The sequence below is a fragment of the Enterobacter cloacae complex sp. S1 genome, assembly GCF_014930525.1.
Classification (GTDB): Bacteria; Pseudomonadota; Gammaproteobacteria; order Enterobacterales; family Enterobacteriaceae; genus Enterobacter; species Enterobacter hormaechei_C.
On sequence record NZ_JADBRE010000011.1, the window covers coordinates 43,609 to 57,528 of the forward strand.

General features: G+C 55.7%; 13 protein-coding genes. 9 read left to right on the top strand and 4 right to left on the bottom strand.

The features are described from left to right. Positions 1–258 precede the first annotated feature (258 nt). From hinT to IM290_RS09640, 8 genes are all read left to right on the top strand, one after another. The gene (hinT, locus tag IM290_RS09605; RefSeq protein ID WP_006809243.1) at positions 259–618 is read left to right on the top strand and encodes a purine nucleoside phosphoramidase; all 360 of its coding nucleotides are present in this window, start codon (positions 259–261) and stop codon (positions 616–618) included. A 1-nt stretch (position 619) separates the two neighbouring features. Further along, positions 620–994 (top strand): YcfL family protein, encoded by a 375-nt coding sequence (locus IM290_RS09610; protein WP_003857939.1) that lies wholly within the window; start codon positions 620–622, stop codon positions 992–994. Positions 995–1,007: 13 nt separating this feature from the next. Next, complete coding sequence (gene lpoB / locus IM290_RS09615; protein ID WP_085929697.1) at positions 1,008–1,652, top strand: penicillin-binding protein activator LpoB; 645 nt, start codon at positions 1,008–1,010, stop codon at positions 1,650–1,652. After that, complete coding sequence (gene thiK, locus IM290_RS09620) at positions 1,633–2,457, top strand: thiamine kinase (RefSeq protein ID WP_032670940.1); 825 nt, start codon at positions 1,633–1,635, stop codon at positions 2,455–2,457. Before lpoB ends, thiK begins: the two co-directional genes overlap by 20 nt. Before the next feature lie 11 nt (positions 2,458–2,468). Next, a complete protein-coding gene (gene nagZ, locus IM290_RS09625; protein ID WP_032653224.1) occupies positions 2,469–3,494 on the top strand; it encodes a beta-N-acetylhexosaminidase in 1,026 nt (341 codons plus the stop codon). A gap of 31 nt (positions 3,495–3,525) precedes the next feature. Beyond that, on the top strand, positions 3,526–4,068 hold the full coding sequence (gene ycfP, locus IM290_RS09630; RefSeq protein WP_006809239.1) for an alpha/beta hydrolase YcfP: 543 nt from the start codon (positions 3,526–3,528) through the stop codon (positions 4,066–4,068). A gap of 236 nt (positions 4,069–4,304) precedes the next feature. Continuing rightward, on the top strand, positions 4,305–5,609 hold the full coding sequence (locus tag IM290_RS09635; protein ID WP_017693633.1) for an NAD(P)/FAD-dependent oxidoreductase: 1,305 nt from the start codon (positions 4,305–4,307) through the stop codon (positions 5,607–5,609). 193 nt (positions 5,610–5,802) lie between these two features. Beyond that, positions 5,803–6,342: a glycine zipper 2TM domain-containing protein gene (locus tag IM290_RS09640; RefSeq protein ID WP_017384715.1), complete on the top strand. Its 540-nt coding sequence runs from the start codon at positions 5,803–5,805 to the stop codon at positions 6,340–6,342. A gap of 60 nt (positions 6,343–6,402) precedes the next feature. Here the strand turns inward: IM290_RS09640 and IM290_RS09645 are convergent, their stop codons facing one another. Then, a complete protein-coding gene (locus tag IM290_RS09645) occupies positions 6,403–7,038 on the bottom strand; it encodes a TetR/AcrR family transcriptional regulator (RefSeq protein ID WP_015570813.1) in 636 nt (211 codons plus the stop codon). Between the two features lie 245 nt (positions 7,039–7,283). Here IM290_RS09645 and bhsA point away from each other — a divergent pair, with 245 nt between their 5' ends. Beyond that, the gene (gene bhsA / locus IM290_RS09650; RefSeq protein WP_006809234.1) at positions 7,284–7,541 is read left to right on the top strand and encodes a multiple stress resistance protein BhsA; all 258 of its coding nucleotides are present in this window, start codon (positions 7,284–7,286) and stop codon (positions 7,539–7,541) included. A gap of 77 nt (positions 7,542–7,618) precedes the next feature. On the opposite strand, the gene IM290_RS09655 is transcribed toward bhsA, so the two are convergent. The 3 genes from IM290_RS09655 to IM290_RS09665 form a co-directional block, all read right to left on the bottom strand. Continuing rightward, on the bottom strand, positions 7,619–8,584 hold the full coding sequence (locus tag IM290_RS09655; RefSeq protein WP_193041536.1) for a L,D-transpeptidase family protein: 966 nt from the start codon (positions 8,582–8,584) through the stop codon (positions 7,619–7,621). Positions 8,585–8,729: 145 nt separating this feature from the next. After that, positions 8,730–12,176: a transcription-repair coupling factor gene (gene mfd / locus IM290_RS09660; RefSeq protein ID WP_193041537.1), complete on the bottom strand. Its 3,447-nt coding sequence runs from the start codon at positions 12,174–12,176 to the stop codon at positions 8,730–8,732. A 567-nt stretch (positions 12,177–12,743) separates the two neighbouring features. Then, a complete protein-coding gene (locus IM290_RS09665; RefSeq protein WP_023296315.1) occupies positions 12,744–13,817 on the bottom strand; it encodes an acyltransferase family protein in 1,074 nt (357 codons plus the stop codon). Positions 13,818–13,920 lie beyond the last annotated feature (103 nt).

Here is a 13,920-nt window from a genome sequence, read left to right on the forward strand (position 1 = left end):
AAATGCGAAATATACGCATTGTGATTAACGCTGTAAACAGATGTTTCGGAATGAACTGAAATAAGGTTTCAGAAAAGAAATGTCCTAAAGCGATGCCTCTTAAGCCAGATGGCGGACAATCAGGAAAGAAATCACGGGAGAAGGTTGAAAGGACAGGAGAAACTCGCTCATACTCTTGTCTTGTGTCACGCAGTAAATCAGACAATGTGTGTTAACAACGGACGCACGACGCCAGATTAAACTTAAAAGGAAAAGGTCATGGCTGAAGAAACGATTTTCAGTAAAATTATCCGCCGCGAAATTCCGTCGGATATTGTCTATCAGGATGAACTGGTCACGGCTTTCCGCGACATTTCTCCCCAGGCGCCGACGCACATCCTTATTATTCCCAATATTCTGATCCCGACCGTTAATGACGTTAAAACCGAGCATGAAGTGGCGCTGGGCCGTATGCTTACGGTAGCCGCGAAAATCGCAGAGCAGGAAGGGATTGCTGAGGACGGATACCGTCTGATCATGAACTGTAATCGCCATGGCGGCCAGGAAGTCTATCATATTCATATGCATCTGCTGGGTGGACGTCCACTGGGACCGATGCTGGCACATAAAGGTCTTTAATATGTTAACTGGGCGTATTGCAGCGCTGATCGTGACGCTGGTAATGGTTGGGTGCAGCGCGCGTCCCGCCATCCCGGTCAGTGAAGAACAGACGCTGGTGATGGAGTCCTCAGTGCTTGCTGCGGGCATCACGGCGGAGAAGCCTTCGCTGACCATAAGCGAAATCCAGTCTTCAGCCTCCTCTACGCTCTATAACGAAAGGCAAGAGCCAGTGACGGTGCATTATCGCTTCTACTGGTATGACGTGAGAGGTCTTGAGATGCACCCGCTTGAGGCGCCGCGCAGCGTGACCATCCCGGCAAGATCGTCAGTCACGCTCTACGGCAGCGCCAGCTATCTGGGTGCACATAAGGTGAGACTTTATCTTTATTTGTAAGGAGTGAACCTTGATTAAAACAATGAGCCGTTATGCGCTCCTGAGTGCTTTTGCACTCTTTCTGGCGGGTTGTGTGACGCGAACGGAAGAACCAGCACCGGTAGATCAGGCGAAGCCGGGAACGGAACAGCCAACAACGCCAGCGCAGCCTGTTCCAACCGTGCCGTCTGTACCGACCATTCCGGCGCAGCCTGGCCCGATCGAACATCCGGACGACACCGCACAGCCTGCGCCGCGAGTACGCCACTATGACTGGAACGGCGCAATGCAGCCGATGGTGGGCAAAATGTTGCAGGCACAGGGCGTTACGCCCGGCAGCGTGCTGCTGGTGGACAGCGTGAACAACCGTACAAACGGTTCCCTGAATGCGGGAGAAGCGACGGAAACCCTGCGCAACGCGCTGGCAAACAACGGTAAATTTACGCTGGTCTCAGCTCAGCAGCTCGCGGTCGCCAAGCAGCAGCTTGGTCTGTCGCCTCAGGACAGCCTGGGTTCGCGCAGTAAAGCGATTGGTATTGCCCGCAACGTTGGCGCGCAGTATGTCCTTTATTCTAACGCGACAGGCAACGTGAACACGCCGTCGTTGCAGATGCAGTTAATGCTGGTTCAGACCGGCGAAATTATCTGGTCAGGTAAAGGTGCCGTTACGCAACAATAAGCGCACGCGTCATGACGTCCTGACGCGTTATTTCCCTCAGTACCGTGTTATCGCGCCGCAAGCCCCCGCCGGGCTTGGCGGCGCGAGTTGCATTATTGAGCGTGGCGACCATCGGCTGGTTTTACGTCAGCATCACGATGCCGCCGCGCCTGCCTCCCATTTTCGTCGCCAGTTCCGCGCCCTGAAGCGCCTGCCCGCTGACCTTGCGCCACAACCTCATCTCTTTATCAGAGACTGGATGGCGGTGGCGTTTATTGCGGGTGAGATCAAAAGCGAGCTTCCCGATACGCCTGCGCTTGCAGCCATGCTGTATCATCTGCATCGCCAGCCGCGTCTGGGCTGGCGGGTAACGTTACTTCCTTTGCTGGATCACTACTGGCAGCAGGCTGCGCCTGGACGACGCACGCCCTACTGGCTGGCGCAGCTTAAGCGGCTACGCAGAGCGAGAGAGCCGCAGGCGTTACGTCTGGCGCCGCTGCATATGGATGTCCACGCGGGTAATATCGTTCATACCACGGCAGGCGAGAAACTTATCGACTGGGAATATGCCGGAGACGGTGACGTGGCGCTCGAACTCGCTGCGGTCTGGATGCCTGATGAGGCGTCGCGCGAGCAGCTGATAACCGCCTATGCCCGAAACGCCAACATCAATGCGCTCACCCTTGCGCGGCAGGTCGCGCGCTGGCGTCCGTGGGTGTTGATGCTGATGGCGGGATGGTTTGAAATGCGCCTTCAGCAGACAGATGACAAACAATTTATTGCGCTGGCAAATGATGCCTGGCGTCAGTTACAAACGAAAGGATAAGAGAGGTAGGTGTGGGTCCAGTAATGTTGGATGTCGAAGGGTTTGAGCTGGATGCGGAAGAGCGCGAAATTCTGGCGCATCCGCTGGTAGGGGGGCTGATTCTTTTCACCCGCAATTATCATGATCCGGAGCAGTTGCGTGAGCTGGTTCGCCAGATCCGTGCGGCGTCGCGCAATCACCTGGTAGTGGCCGTAGACCAGGAAGGTGGGCGTGTGCAGCGTTTCCGCGAAGGGTTTACCCGTTTACCCGCCGCGCAATCTTTTGCTGCGCTGCTGGGGATCGAAGAGGGCGGTCAACTGGCGCAGGACGCCGGCTGGCTGATGGCCAGCGAGATGATCGCCATGGATATCGACATCAGCTTCGCCCCGGTGCTGGACGTAGGACACATTAGCGCGGCAATTGGTGAGCGTTCGTATCATGACGATCCGCGTATTGCGCTGGCAATGGCGACGCGCTTTATTGACGGTATGCATGCTGCGGGCATGAAAACCACCGGCAAACATTTCCCGGGCCACGGGGCGGTGACGGCGGATTCCCATAAAGAAACCCCGCGCGATCCGCGCCCGGAAGCAGACATTCGCGCTAAAGACATGTCGGTTTTCCGCTCGCTGATCGCTGATAACAAGCTGGATGCCATCATGCCTGCGCACGTCATCTACAGTGAGATCGATCCGCGTCCGGCCAGCGGCTCTCCGCACTGGCTGAAAACCGTACTGCGTCAGGAATTAGGCTTCAATGGCGTAATTTTCTCTGACGATTTATCCATGGAGGGGGCGGCAATTATGGGTAGCTATGCCGAACGTGGGCAGGCTTCGCTGGATGCGGGTTGCGATATGATCCTCGTCTGCAATAATCGTAAAGGGGCGGTGAGCGTGCTGGATAACCTGTCGCCGATCAATGCTGAACGTGTTACACAATTGTATCATAAAGGTTCATTTAGTCGTCAGGAGCTGATGGACTCGGCGCGCTGGAAAACGGTAAACGCCCGGCTTGAAGCCCTGAACGAGCGCTGGCAGGCACATAAAGCAGCCCTTTAATTCATCCCGGAAGGCGTAGCGTGGTGAGACGATGATCATTTATTTACACGGTTTTGACTCAAACAGTCCTGGTAATCATGAGAAAGTGCTGCAATTGCAGTTTATCGATCCGGATGTCCGGCTGATCAGTTACAGCACACGTCATCCGAAGCATGACATGCAGCATCTGCTTAAAGAAGTGGATAAAATGTTGCAGCTCAATATCGACGATCGCCCGCTGATCTGCGGCGTGGGGTTAGGAGGATACTGGGCAGAGCGCATCGGTTTTTTGTGCGATATCCGTCAGGTCATTTTTAATCCTAACCTCTTTCCAAACGAAAACATGGAAGGCAAAATCGATCGCCCGGAGGAGTACGCCGACATCGCAACTAAATGCGTGAGCAATTTCCGTGAAAAGAACCGCGATCGGTGTCTGGTGATCCTCTCCCGCAACGATGAAGCGCTGAACAGCTCCCGCGCCGCCGAGCTTCTGCACCATTACTACGAAATTGTCTGGGACGAAGAGCAGACCCACAAGTTCAAAAACATTTCCCCGCACTTGCAGCGTATTAAAGCCTTTAAAACGCTGGGCTGATCTCCCTGAACCTGATAAAGGCCCGGTACGTGAAAGCGTACCGGGCCTCTTTTTTGTCAGAGTTGTCTACTTTTAAACCATCAAAACTTGATACATATCAATTTTGGTATGACCAATGCGCCTGACGTGCTATTCTCAATGAATCTGAATGGTTTCAGCGCAGTAACCTGTTGTTAATTAAGGGTTATTTCTATAACTTTTAATTAACAATTGGTTAATAATTTGAGGGGGTCACGTTGACTACGCCATTGAAAAAGATAGTGATTGTCGGCGGTGGTGCTGGCGGACTGGAGCTGGCGACACAGCTGGGTAAGAAGCTGGGTCGCGGTAAGAAAGCCAAAATCACGCTGGTGGATCGTAACCACAGTCATCTGTGGAAGCCGTTACTGCACGAAGTGGCGACCGGGTCGCTGGATGAGGGCGTGGATGCGCTGAGCTATCTGGCGCATGCGCGTAACCACCACTTCCAGTTCCAGCTGGGTTCGGTGGTGGATATCAATCGTGAAAACAAAACCATCACGCTGGCTGAGCTGCGTGATGATAAAGGCGAGTTGCTGGTTCCTGAGCGCAAGCTGGCCTATGACACGCTGGTGATGGCCCTGGGCAGTACCTCCAATGATTTCAACACCCCAGGCGTAAAAGAGCACTGCATCTTCCTGGATAATCCGCATCAGGCGCGTCGTTTCCATCAGGAGATGCTTAACCTGTTCCTGAAGTACACCAACAACATGGGTGCTAACGGCAAGGTCAACATTGCTATCGTGGGCGGCGGCGCAACGGGCGTTGAATTATCGGCGGAGTTGCACAATGCGGTCAAACAGCTGCACAGCTACGGCTACAAAGGGCTGACTAACGAAGCGCTGAATGTGACGCTGGTGGAAGCAGGTGAACGTATTCTGCCTGCGCTGCCGCCGCGTATTTCCGGCGCGGCGCACAACGAGCTGACCAAACTGGGCGTGCGCGTGCTGACCCAGACCATGGTGACCAGCGCGGATGAGGGCGGCCTGCATACCAAAGACGGCGAATATATCCAGGCCGACCTGATGGTTTGGGCTGCGGGGATCAAAGCGCCTGATTTCATGAAAGATATCGGTGGGCTGGAGACGAACCGCATTAACCAGCTGGTGACAGAGCCGACGCTGCAAACCACGCGCGATCCGGACATCTTCGCCATTGGCGACTGTGCCTCCTGCGCACGTCCGGAAGGCGGATTTGTACCGCCTCGCGCTCAGGCCGCGCACCAGATGGCAAGCCTCGTGCTGCATAACATCCTGGCGCAGATGAAAGGCAAACCGATGAAAGCCTATGTCTACAAAGACCACGGCTCTCTGGTGTCGCTCTCAAACTTCTCCACCGTGGGCAGCCTGATGGGTAACCTGATGCGCGGCTCCATGATGGTGGAAGGGCGCATCGCCCGCTTCGTGTACATTTCTCTGTACCGTATGCACCAGATTGCGCTGCACGGCTACTTCAAAACCGGCCTGATGATGCTGGTTGGCCGCATCAACCGCGTGATCCGTCCACGCCTGAAGCTGCACTAATTTCTCTCTCCCTCCGGGCCCTCCGGAGGGAATTCTTAGCACATCATGCTGTGCATTTCCCTCCTGACGCTTAAGAGTTCTCTTAAACCCACGTTGTTCCGGTCAACAGCCCTGATTTTGATCCTTTATCTTATTGGCGAAGCGTTTATTGCGCTGCAAAATTGCTACCAATTGCAACAAAGGAGGAAGTCCCGTGAATAAATCAATGTTGGCGGGTATAGGGATTGGCGTCGCAGCTGCGTTAGGTGTGGCTGCCGTTGCCAGTCTGAACGTACTTGATCGTGGCCCGCAGTATGCGCAGGTGGTTTCCGCTACACCGATCAAAGAGACGGTCAAGACGCCTCGTCAGGAGTGCCGTAATGTTTCTGTCACCCACCGTCGTCCGGTTCAGGATGAAAACCGTATCGCTGGCTCCGTGCTGGGCGCAGTTGCTGGTGGGGTGATTGGTCATCAGTTTGGTGGCGGCCGTGGTAAGGATGTCGCGACGGTGGTTGGTGCGCTGGGTGGCGGTTATGCCGGTAACCAGGTACAGGGCGCGATGCAGGAAAATGATACCTACACCACAACGCAGCAGCGCTGTAAAACCGTGTATGACAAGTCTGAAAAAATGTTGGGCTACGACGTAACCTACAAAATTGGCGATCAGCAGGGCAAAATCCGCATGGATAAAGATCCTGGCACGCAGATCCCTCTCGACAGCAACGGTCAGCTGATACTGAATAACAAAGTGTAAAAAAGATGTTCTCTGAACTTAGCTCCTCATGCGCTCAGGCTGAGGAGCTTTTTTTTTGCGTCAGAGTTTAAGAAGTTCAGGCCACAGGCGCAGCGTTGTTTGCGTAATCCCCTGCAATTTTTCCAGCGTCGCGCCTTCACGGGCGCTGATGGACATCCCCTGTAAAATACAGCTCAGATACTGGGAAAGCTCCTGCGGACGGCAATGCGCCGGTATTTCGCCGCGCTGCTGACGCTGAGCCAGAAACGTGCTGAGCGTCTCCTCCTGCATCGCATGTCGCGATTTGACCGTGTTGGCAATCTCTTTAGACGATGCCGCGAGGGTCGCGGAGGTGTTGATCATAAAACAGCCCGCAGGCGTGTCCTTGCTGGTATAGCAGGTCGCGATTGCCGTGAAATAATCCTGCAATGCCTGCTCAACCGTTTTTTCTTCGCAGAACAGCTGGGCTTCATGTTTTGCCGCGAAGCGCGCGATGTATCTGTCCAGAACGGCCCGGAATAAGCCTTCTTTGTTGGTGAACTCTGCGTACAGGGTAGGGGCTTTCGCGCCCGTTGCTTCCACGAGATCGGAAAGCGACGTAGCTTCATACCCATGCTGCCAGAAGAGCGTCATGGCCTTATCGAGCGCCGCATCCCTGTCGAACACTTTTGGTCGGCCACGGCTTTTCTTCGCGCAACGCGTAACATCGGTTGTCATGTGCCGTTGGTCCTCTGTTGTTTTGTTGAATAGTCATTATAAAAATAAACGTCTGCAACGACCAGCGGTGATTTCTGAAAAATAATTTAATTTTATCTTTATGAAATATAAGGCAAATGAAATTAATTTAACGACCATTATAAAAATGGGTTGACGTGTGACCTGGATCACACCTATCATTTACCTATCGATCGTTAACTAAATAACTAACGACCACTACATCATCTGCCTAAAGGTATAAAATCATGAAAAACGTTAAAACCCTCATCGCTGCCGCCGTTCTGAGTTCACTCTCTTTCGCAAGCTTCGCTGCTGTTGAAGTGCAATCCACGCCAGCAGACCAGCAGAAAGTTGGTACCATCTCTGCCACTGCCGGGACTAATCTGGGCTCTCTGGAAGATCAGCTGGCACAAAAAGCTGACGAAATGGGTGCGAAATCATTCCGCATCACCTCTGTGACCGGTCCTAACACCCTGCACGGTACCGCTGTTATCTACAAATAAGCGTAACGCAACCCTCCGTTATGCCACTGCAATAAAAAACGCCCTGCTGATGCAGGGCGTTTGTCGTTATTACTGCTTTACATTGATTGCTGAGCAACCTCATGATGCCGCGTGACATCGGTTGGCATCCCCGAGCGCGCTTCCATCGCCCGCTCCATCACCGCGCCATCGGTATTGGCATTCGTTTTAAAGCTCACCATCGAGGCATTCAGATTAATCGGCAGCGTCTGCGGATCGTCATTGATGTTTTTCGATAGCGGCTGGTGGATCTCAACCAGACGGACGCCACCCGGCTCTTCAGACACTTTAATCGGCGTATTAATGATATTCACTTTCGTGCCAGGGGCGATCACGCGGTAGAGCGTTTTGATATCGTCATCGCGCAGGCGAATGCAGCCGGAGCTGACGCGCATCCCGATCCCGAAATCCGCATTCGTTCCGTGCAGAAGATAAACCCCACCGTATGCCGCCAGGCGAATCGCATGGTGCCCCATCGGATTATCCGGGCCAGCAGGCACCACGGCAGGCAGGTCGATACCTTGAGCTTTATAACGGGCGCGAATGTTTGCCGTCGGGGTCCAGGTTGGATTAGCGCGCTTATCAGAGACGGTGGTGACCATGGTAGGCGTGAGCGTATCGCCCCCCAACTGACCAATACCGATAGGGTAGACGGTCACTTCGTTCTTGCCCGGCGGGTAGTAATACAGACGCAGCTCGGCGAGGTTAATCACAATGCCCTGACGCGGCGCGTCCGGCAGGATGGTTTGCAGCGGAATCGTCAGTACGCTGCCTGCCCGGGGCACGTATGGATCTACGCCCGGGTTGGCCTGCAACAGCGCCAGGAACCCGACGTTATATTTTTTGGCAATCGCTTCCAGCGAACCGCCATCGTTTTCAACCACGTGAAAGCGGTTTTCACCTACGACATTGCTGCCGACAGGCGGAAGAGGCCAGGTATTGGCGCGAGCAGGGAGCGCGACGGCAACCGTCGCGGCCAGCGCAAACAGAGTTAACCAGCGGGTAAAACGCGAAGAAATCATCATTATCATAATCCATACAAATGATAAGGTTATTGTTTTATAAGGCGTTAATGATGATTATGGCGAATGTATAGTCGGGAAGTTCGGGCGAAGTGCAAAGAGTTTGTAAATTGTCCCCCCGCCAGCCGGGCGCTGGCGGGGGATACCGTTATGCGATGGCGTTCTCTTCCAACTGACGCATAAAGTTACGCACCCAGTCCATGCGGGTTTTACGTTCCGTCAGATCCTGAGTAAATTTCAGACGCGTCGGGCCATCAAGACGGAAATGCTGCGGCTGTTTTTGCAGGAGGCCAATCAGCCACATCGGATCGACGTGGTTCTTCTCGGCAAACTCAATGACGCCGCCTTTCTCATTGCCTTCAAGTTTGCGAATGCCCAGCTTCTGCGCCTGCTGACGCAGGCGGGCAATATCCAGCAGGTTGCGCGCCGCATCGGGCAATATCCCAAAACGGTCAATCAGTTCGACTTTGATCTCTTCCAGCTCGCCTTCGCTTTTCGCGCTGGCAATGCGTTTGTAGAACGACAGACGGGTATTCACGTCAGGAATAAAATCATCCGGCAGCAGAGAAGGCATGCGCAGTTCCACTTCGGTCTGCTGGCTGGTGAGATCTTCCAGAGACGGTTCACGTCCGGCTTTAAGCGCATCGACGGCATTTTCCAGCAGCTCCATATACAGCGAGAAACCGATGGTTTCCATGGAGCCGCTCTGGTCTTCACCCAGCAGCTCACCGGCGCCGCGGATCTCCAGGTCGTGGGTCGCCAGCGCAAAGCCAGCGCCCAGATCTTCCAGCGAGGCGATAGCTTCCAGACGCTTTTGCGCGTCGGTGGTCATCGCCTTCGGATGCGGCGTCAGCAGCCAGGCGTAGGCCTGATGGTGCGAGCGCCCGACGCGCCCGCGCAGCTGGTGCAGCTGGGCCAGACCGAAGTGATCCGCACGTTCGATAATGATGGTGTTCGCCGTTGGAATGTCGATCCCGGTCTCAATGATGGTGGTACACACCAGCACGTTGAAACGCTGGTGGTGGAAATCGTTCATCACCCGCTCCAGCTCGCGCTCGCGCATCTGGCCGTGACCAATGGCGATGCGCGCTTCCGGTACCAGCTCTGCCAGCCTGTCGGCGGCTTTCTGAATATTTTCAACGTCGTTATACAGGTAATACACCTGGCCGCCGCGCAGCACTTCGCGCAGGATCGCCTCGCGCACCACCAGATTGTCGTACTCGCGAACAAAGGTTTTCACCGCCAGACGGCGCGCCGGTGGGGTGGCGATAATCGACAGATCGCGCATGCCGCTCATCGCCATGTTCAGGGTGCGCGGGATCGGCGTTGCGGTCAGGGTCAGAATGTCGACGTCGGCGCGCATCGCTTTGATGCGCTCTTTATGGCGCACCCCGAAGCGGTGCTCTTCATCCACGATCAGCAGCCCCAGATCTTTCCACTTCACGTCGCTTTGCAGCAGCTTGTGAGTGCCGATCAGAATATCGATTTTGCCTTCGCTTGCCTGTTCCTGGATTTGCGTCTGCTCTTTGGCGCTGCGAAAACGCGACAGCATCTCAATGCGCACCGGCCAGTTGGCGAAGCGGTCGCGGAAGTTGTCGAAGTGCTGCTGGGCGAGGAGGGTAGTCGGCACCAGCACCGCCACCTGCTTGTTGTTTTCCACCGCCAGGAAGGCGGCACGCATCGCCACTTCGGTTTTGCCGAAGCCCACGTCACCGCAGACCAGGCGGTCCATGGCCAGCGGCTGGCACATGTCGCTCAGCACGGCGTTAATGGCCTGGGCCTGATCCGGCGTAGTTTCAAACGGGAAGCTGTCGCAGAACAGCTGATACTGCTCTTTATCATGCTTAAACGCATAGCCCTCTTTGGCCGCACGCTGGGCGTAAATATCCAGCAGCTCGGCGGCCACGTCGCGTACTTTTTCCGCCGCCTTCTGGCGCGCGCGCGCCCAGGCATCGCCGCCCAGCTTATGCAGCGGCGCGTTGTCTTCCGCGCCCCCGGCGTAGCGACTGATCAGGTGCAGGGACGACACCGGCACGTACAGTTTGGCGTCGTTGGCGTAGGTCAGCATCAGGTATTCACCTTTGATGCCGCCTGCTTCGAGGGTGGTCATCCCCTGATAGCGACCCACCCCGTGTTCAAGGTGAACGATCGGCTGACCGGGGTGCAGTTCGGCCAGGTTACGGATCAGGGTGTCCGGGTTGATGGTGCGACGGCTGTCCTGACGACGGCGCGCGACGCGCTCGCCCAGCAGGTCGCTTTCACAAATCAACGCCAGGTTATTGAGCGTATCAATGAATCCGTGCTCGGCGGCGCCGATCATCAGGTAACGGCCATTTCCGGTCGCTTCGCTCAGGCGAAGAATGCGCTTCGGCGCAACTTTGATCCGTCCCAGCAGTTCGCCCAGCGCTTCACGGCGACCCTCACTTTCAACGGAGAAGACCACCGGCCCGGTGAAGGACTCAAGAAACTTGCGCAGATTATCAAGGGGGGATTTCTGCTGCGCCTGGACGGCCAGGTCAGGCAGCGTCCGGAACGCGAGATTGGTGTTCGCCGCCTTCTCGGCAAGCGCGTCGGTTTTGAGCTGCATGCGCGGCCAGCGTTTCAGCTCGGCGTTGAGCTCGTCGGTACGTAGCCACAGCATTTCCGGCGGCAGCAGCGGACGCATCGGGTCAACGCCCCGGTTTTCAAAGCGGGCGCGCGTTTCGCTTTCAAAGCGGCTGGCACTGGCGTCGATATCCCCGGTGTTAACAATCAGCGTATTCGCCGGGAAGTAGCTGAACAGCGCCGGCAGCGGTTCGTTAAAGAACAGGGGCTGCCAGTACTCGATCCCGGCCGGAAGGGTGCCCTTGCTGACTTGCTGGTAGATATGTTCGGCATCGCGCTTCACGTCGAACCTGTCGCGCCACTGGCTGCGGAACAGCTCGATGGCGGTTTTATCCGTCGGGAACTCATGGGCGGGCAGTAGGTTAATGGAGTCCACTTCCTCCAGCGTGCGCTGGGTGTCAGCGTCGAACACGCGCAGGCTGTCGATCTCATCATCAAAGAAATCCAGACGATATGGCCGATCGCTGCCCATCGGATAGAGATCCAGCAGCGCACCGCGCGTCGCGTATTCGCCGTGCTCCATCACCTGGTCGACATGTCGATAGCCGGCTCCGTCCAGCTGCACGCGCAGGGCATCGCGCGACAGGCGCTGGCCTTTTTTCATCACCAGCGCATGGCCGTGCAAATAGCTGTGCGGACAGACGCGCTGCATCAGGGTATTCACCGGCACAATCAGCACGCCGCGCTGCATGGTGGGAAGCTGATACAGCGTCGACAGGCGCGAGGAGATGATCTCCTGGTGCGGAGAAAAACTGTCGTAGGGAAGCGTTTCCCAGTCGGCCAGGCTGAACACCAGGCTATCGGTGAACTGACGAATTTCGTCGTGCAGGCGCAGAGCGTTTTGCATGTCCGGGGCAACCAGCACCACCGGCCCTGGATGCCGCTCAGCAATTTCCGCCACCAGGGTGGCGCAGGCCGCGCCCGTGAGTTCGCCCAGCTGGCGCTGGTCGCCCGCTTTGACAGGCAAGGAGTAACGATAGTGTTCAGGCATGGCTATGTCAGAGTCTCTTGGGGATATACCAACAGTATTGGGGCATATCACTGATACGCAATGTCTTTATTATCCTCGATCGTTTTACATAAGCAAATCGTAACCGCACAAGAGGGAAAGTGCCCCCGGATGGGTAGAGGGTTCCTCAGTAATTTGAAAGCAGAAGCAATAACGTTGTCTTCAGACTAACTGAGGGCTTTCAGCGATGCCCTGGTCCGGCTGTAAATCGCTGAGGCGTTTCCTGAAGGCCGGGGCGAGGCGCAGGGATGCGCCGAGAGGGCGTGGCCTGCATGGATGCAGGCTCATGCCCGACCCGATAGCCGGAAGGAATAAGCCGAGGGTATCGCGAAGCGACGATTCACCGCCGGGAGCCCGGGGTGCCAGGGTGGTGGCGACTGAGCCACCCTGGCACGTTCACCGCTCGTGCGGTTATAGAATAGCAAGGAACATAAGGTGAACGGAACGAGCACCACAGCTGTATGTTCACCCTCACCCCAGCCCTCTCCCATAGGGAGAGGGAGCCGTCTGTGCAGGCCTTATTTTGTAGCCCGTATGGGACAGGGTTAGTTAGCGGGTCGTGGGCACGGGCGAAAGCCGCGCGGGAGGGGAGAAGAAAAGATCGCCAAAGAGGGCGGTCGAGAGCTTACGTGCCCCCAGCCCAACCAGCGTGCAGACGAGCAGGCTGATAAATGGATAAACCAGAATCAGCGTTAACTCCGCCCAGATCGGCCAGTACGCCGCATTCATTTCGCGGATCAGGAGCAGGCTAAATGCCTCGATTAAAATGCGGTGGGTGGTATATATCGCGATGGTGTTTGAACCGATGACGTTCAGCAGATTATTGGGATGAACGGCATAACGCTGCTCGAAGCTGTAAAAGAGCTTCATGATAACCACGATTGACAGCAGAGAGAGCGGCAGAGGGACATTAGCGAACCACAGCACCACCGACACCGCACCAGAGGCGATGAGGATCAGCCAGCTGCGGCGCAAATTCATCCCTTTCATCCACGCCATCAACTGCGCGCCGTACCATGCGCCGAGGCTGTAGTAGACCATGTTGCGCACCACGCTGTTCATTCCCCACCACGGTAACGGCAGGAAGTTGATGGCGATGCTTGCCAGCGCCAGAAGCCCCAGCATCGGCAGTTTCCAGCGGCTCAGCAGCTTACAGAGCGTAAAGTAGACCACTAAGGCGTACAAATACCACAGGCTGGTGCTGGCCGTGAGCATTCCCCGTACAAACCCTGAAACGGAATCGGCGTAGGCCGCATTGGATGCTGTCGCCAGCTCTCGCTCGGGGGCGAGCCAGGCATTCAGATGAGTCAGCGCCTGCCATTGCAGGACGCCCCACAGGGCCAAAACCCAGACAATGCTCCAGATCCGCTTGTCGAGACTGGTGCGCCAGTTCACCTCGTCAATATATCGACGGATCAAATAGCCGGAGATAAAGAAAAACACCGGCATACGGAACGGGGCAAGGTAAAGATTAAAGTAGACCCAGCATTTGGCGAGCAGGCCCGATAACGGATGCTGTAGCCCGTCCAGGTGAGGATAAAAGGTGATCACCGAGTGGTAAATCACCACCAGGCAGATGCACAGACCTTTTATCTGGTTAATCCATAATGCTTTTTGTTTCATTGTGCGTGACGACCTTGTTGCCATAAACGAAAGGACGATTGTTGTAAAATGAAACCCTGATGTAACGGGTAACAGTCTGTATCAGGACGATTTTCGGAAAAGG

Excerpts from the sequence above, each read along its gene's own strand:
- hinT (WP_006809243.1), top strand. The coding sequence starts at position 259 with ATGGCTGAAGAAACGATTTTCAGTAAAATTATCCGCCGCGAAATTCCG.
- IM290_RS09610 (WP_003857939.1), top strand. The coding sequence starts at position 620 with ATGTTAACTGGGCGTATTGCAGCGCTGATCGTGACGCTGGTAATGGTT.
- ycfP (WP_006809239.1), top strand. The coding sequence starts at position 3,526 with ATGATCATTTATTTACACGGTTTTGACTCAAACAGTCCTGGTAATCAT.
- IM290_RS09645 (WP_015570813.1), bottom strand. The coding sequence starts at position 7,038 with ATGACAACCGATGTTACGCGTTGCGCGAAGAAAAGCCGTGGCCGACCA.
- bhsA (WP_006809234.1), top strand. The coding sequence starts at position 7,284 with ATGAAAAACGTTAAAACCCTCATCGCTGCCGCCGTTCTGAGTTCACTC.
- IM290_RS09655 (WP_193041536.1), bottom strand. The coding sequence starts at position 8,584 with ATGATGATTTCTTCGCGTTTTACCCGCTGGTTAACTCTGTTTGCGCTG.
- mfd (WP_193041537.1), bottom strand. The coding sequence starts at position 12,176 with ATGCCTGAACACTATCGTTACTCCTTGCCTGTCAAAGCGGGCGACCAG.
- IM290_RS09665 (WP_023296315.1), bottom strand. The coding sequence starts at position 13,817 with ATGAAACAAAAAGCATTATGGATTAACCAGATAAAAGGTCTGTGCATC.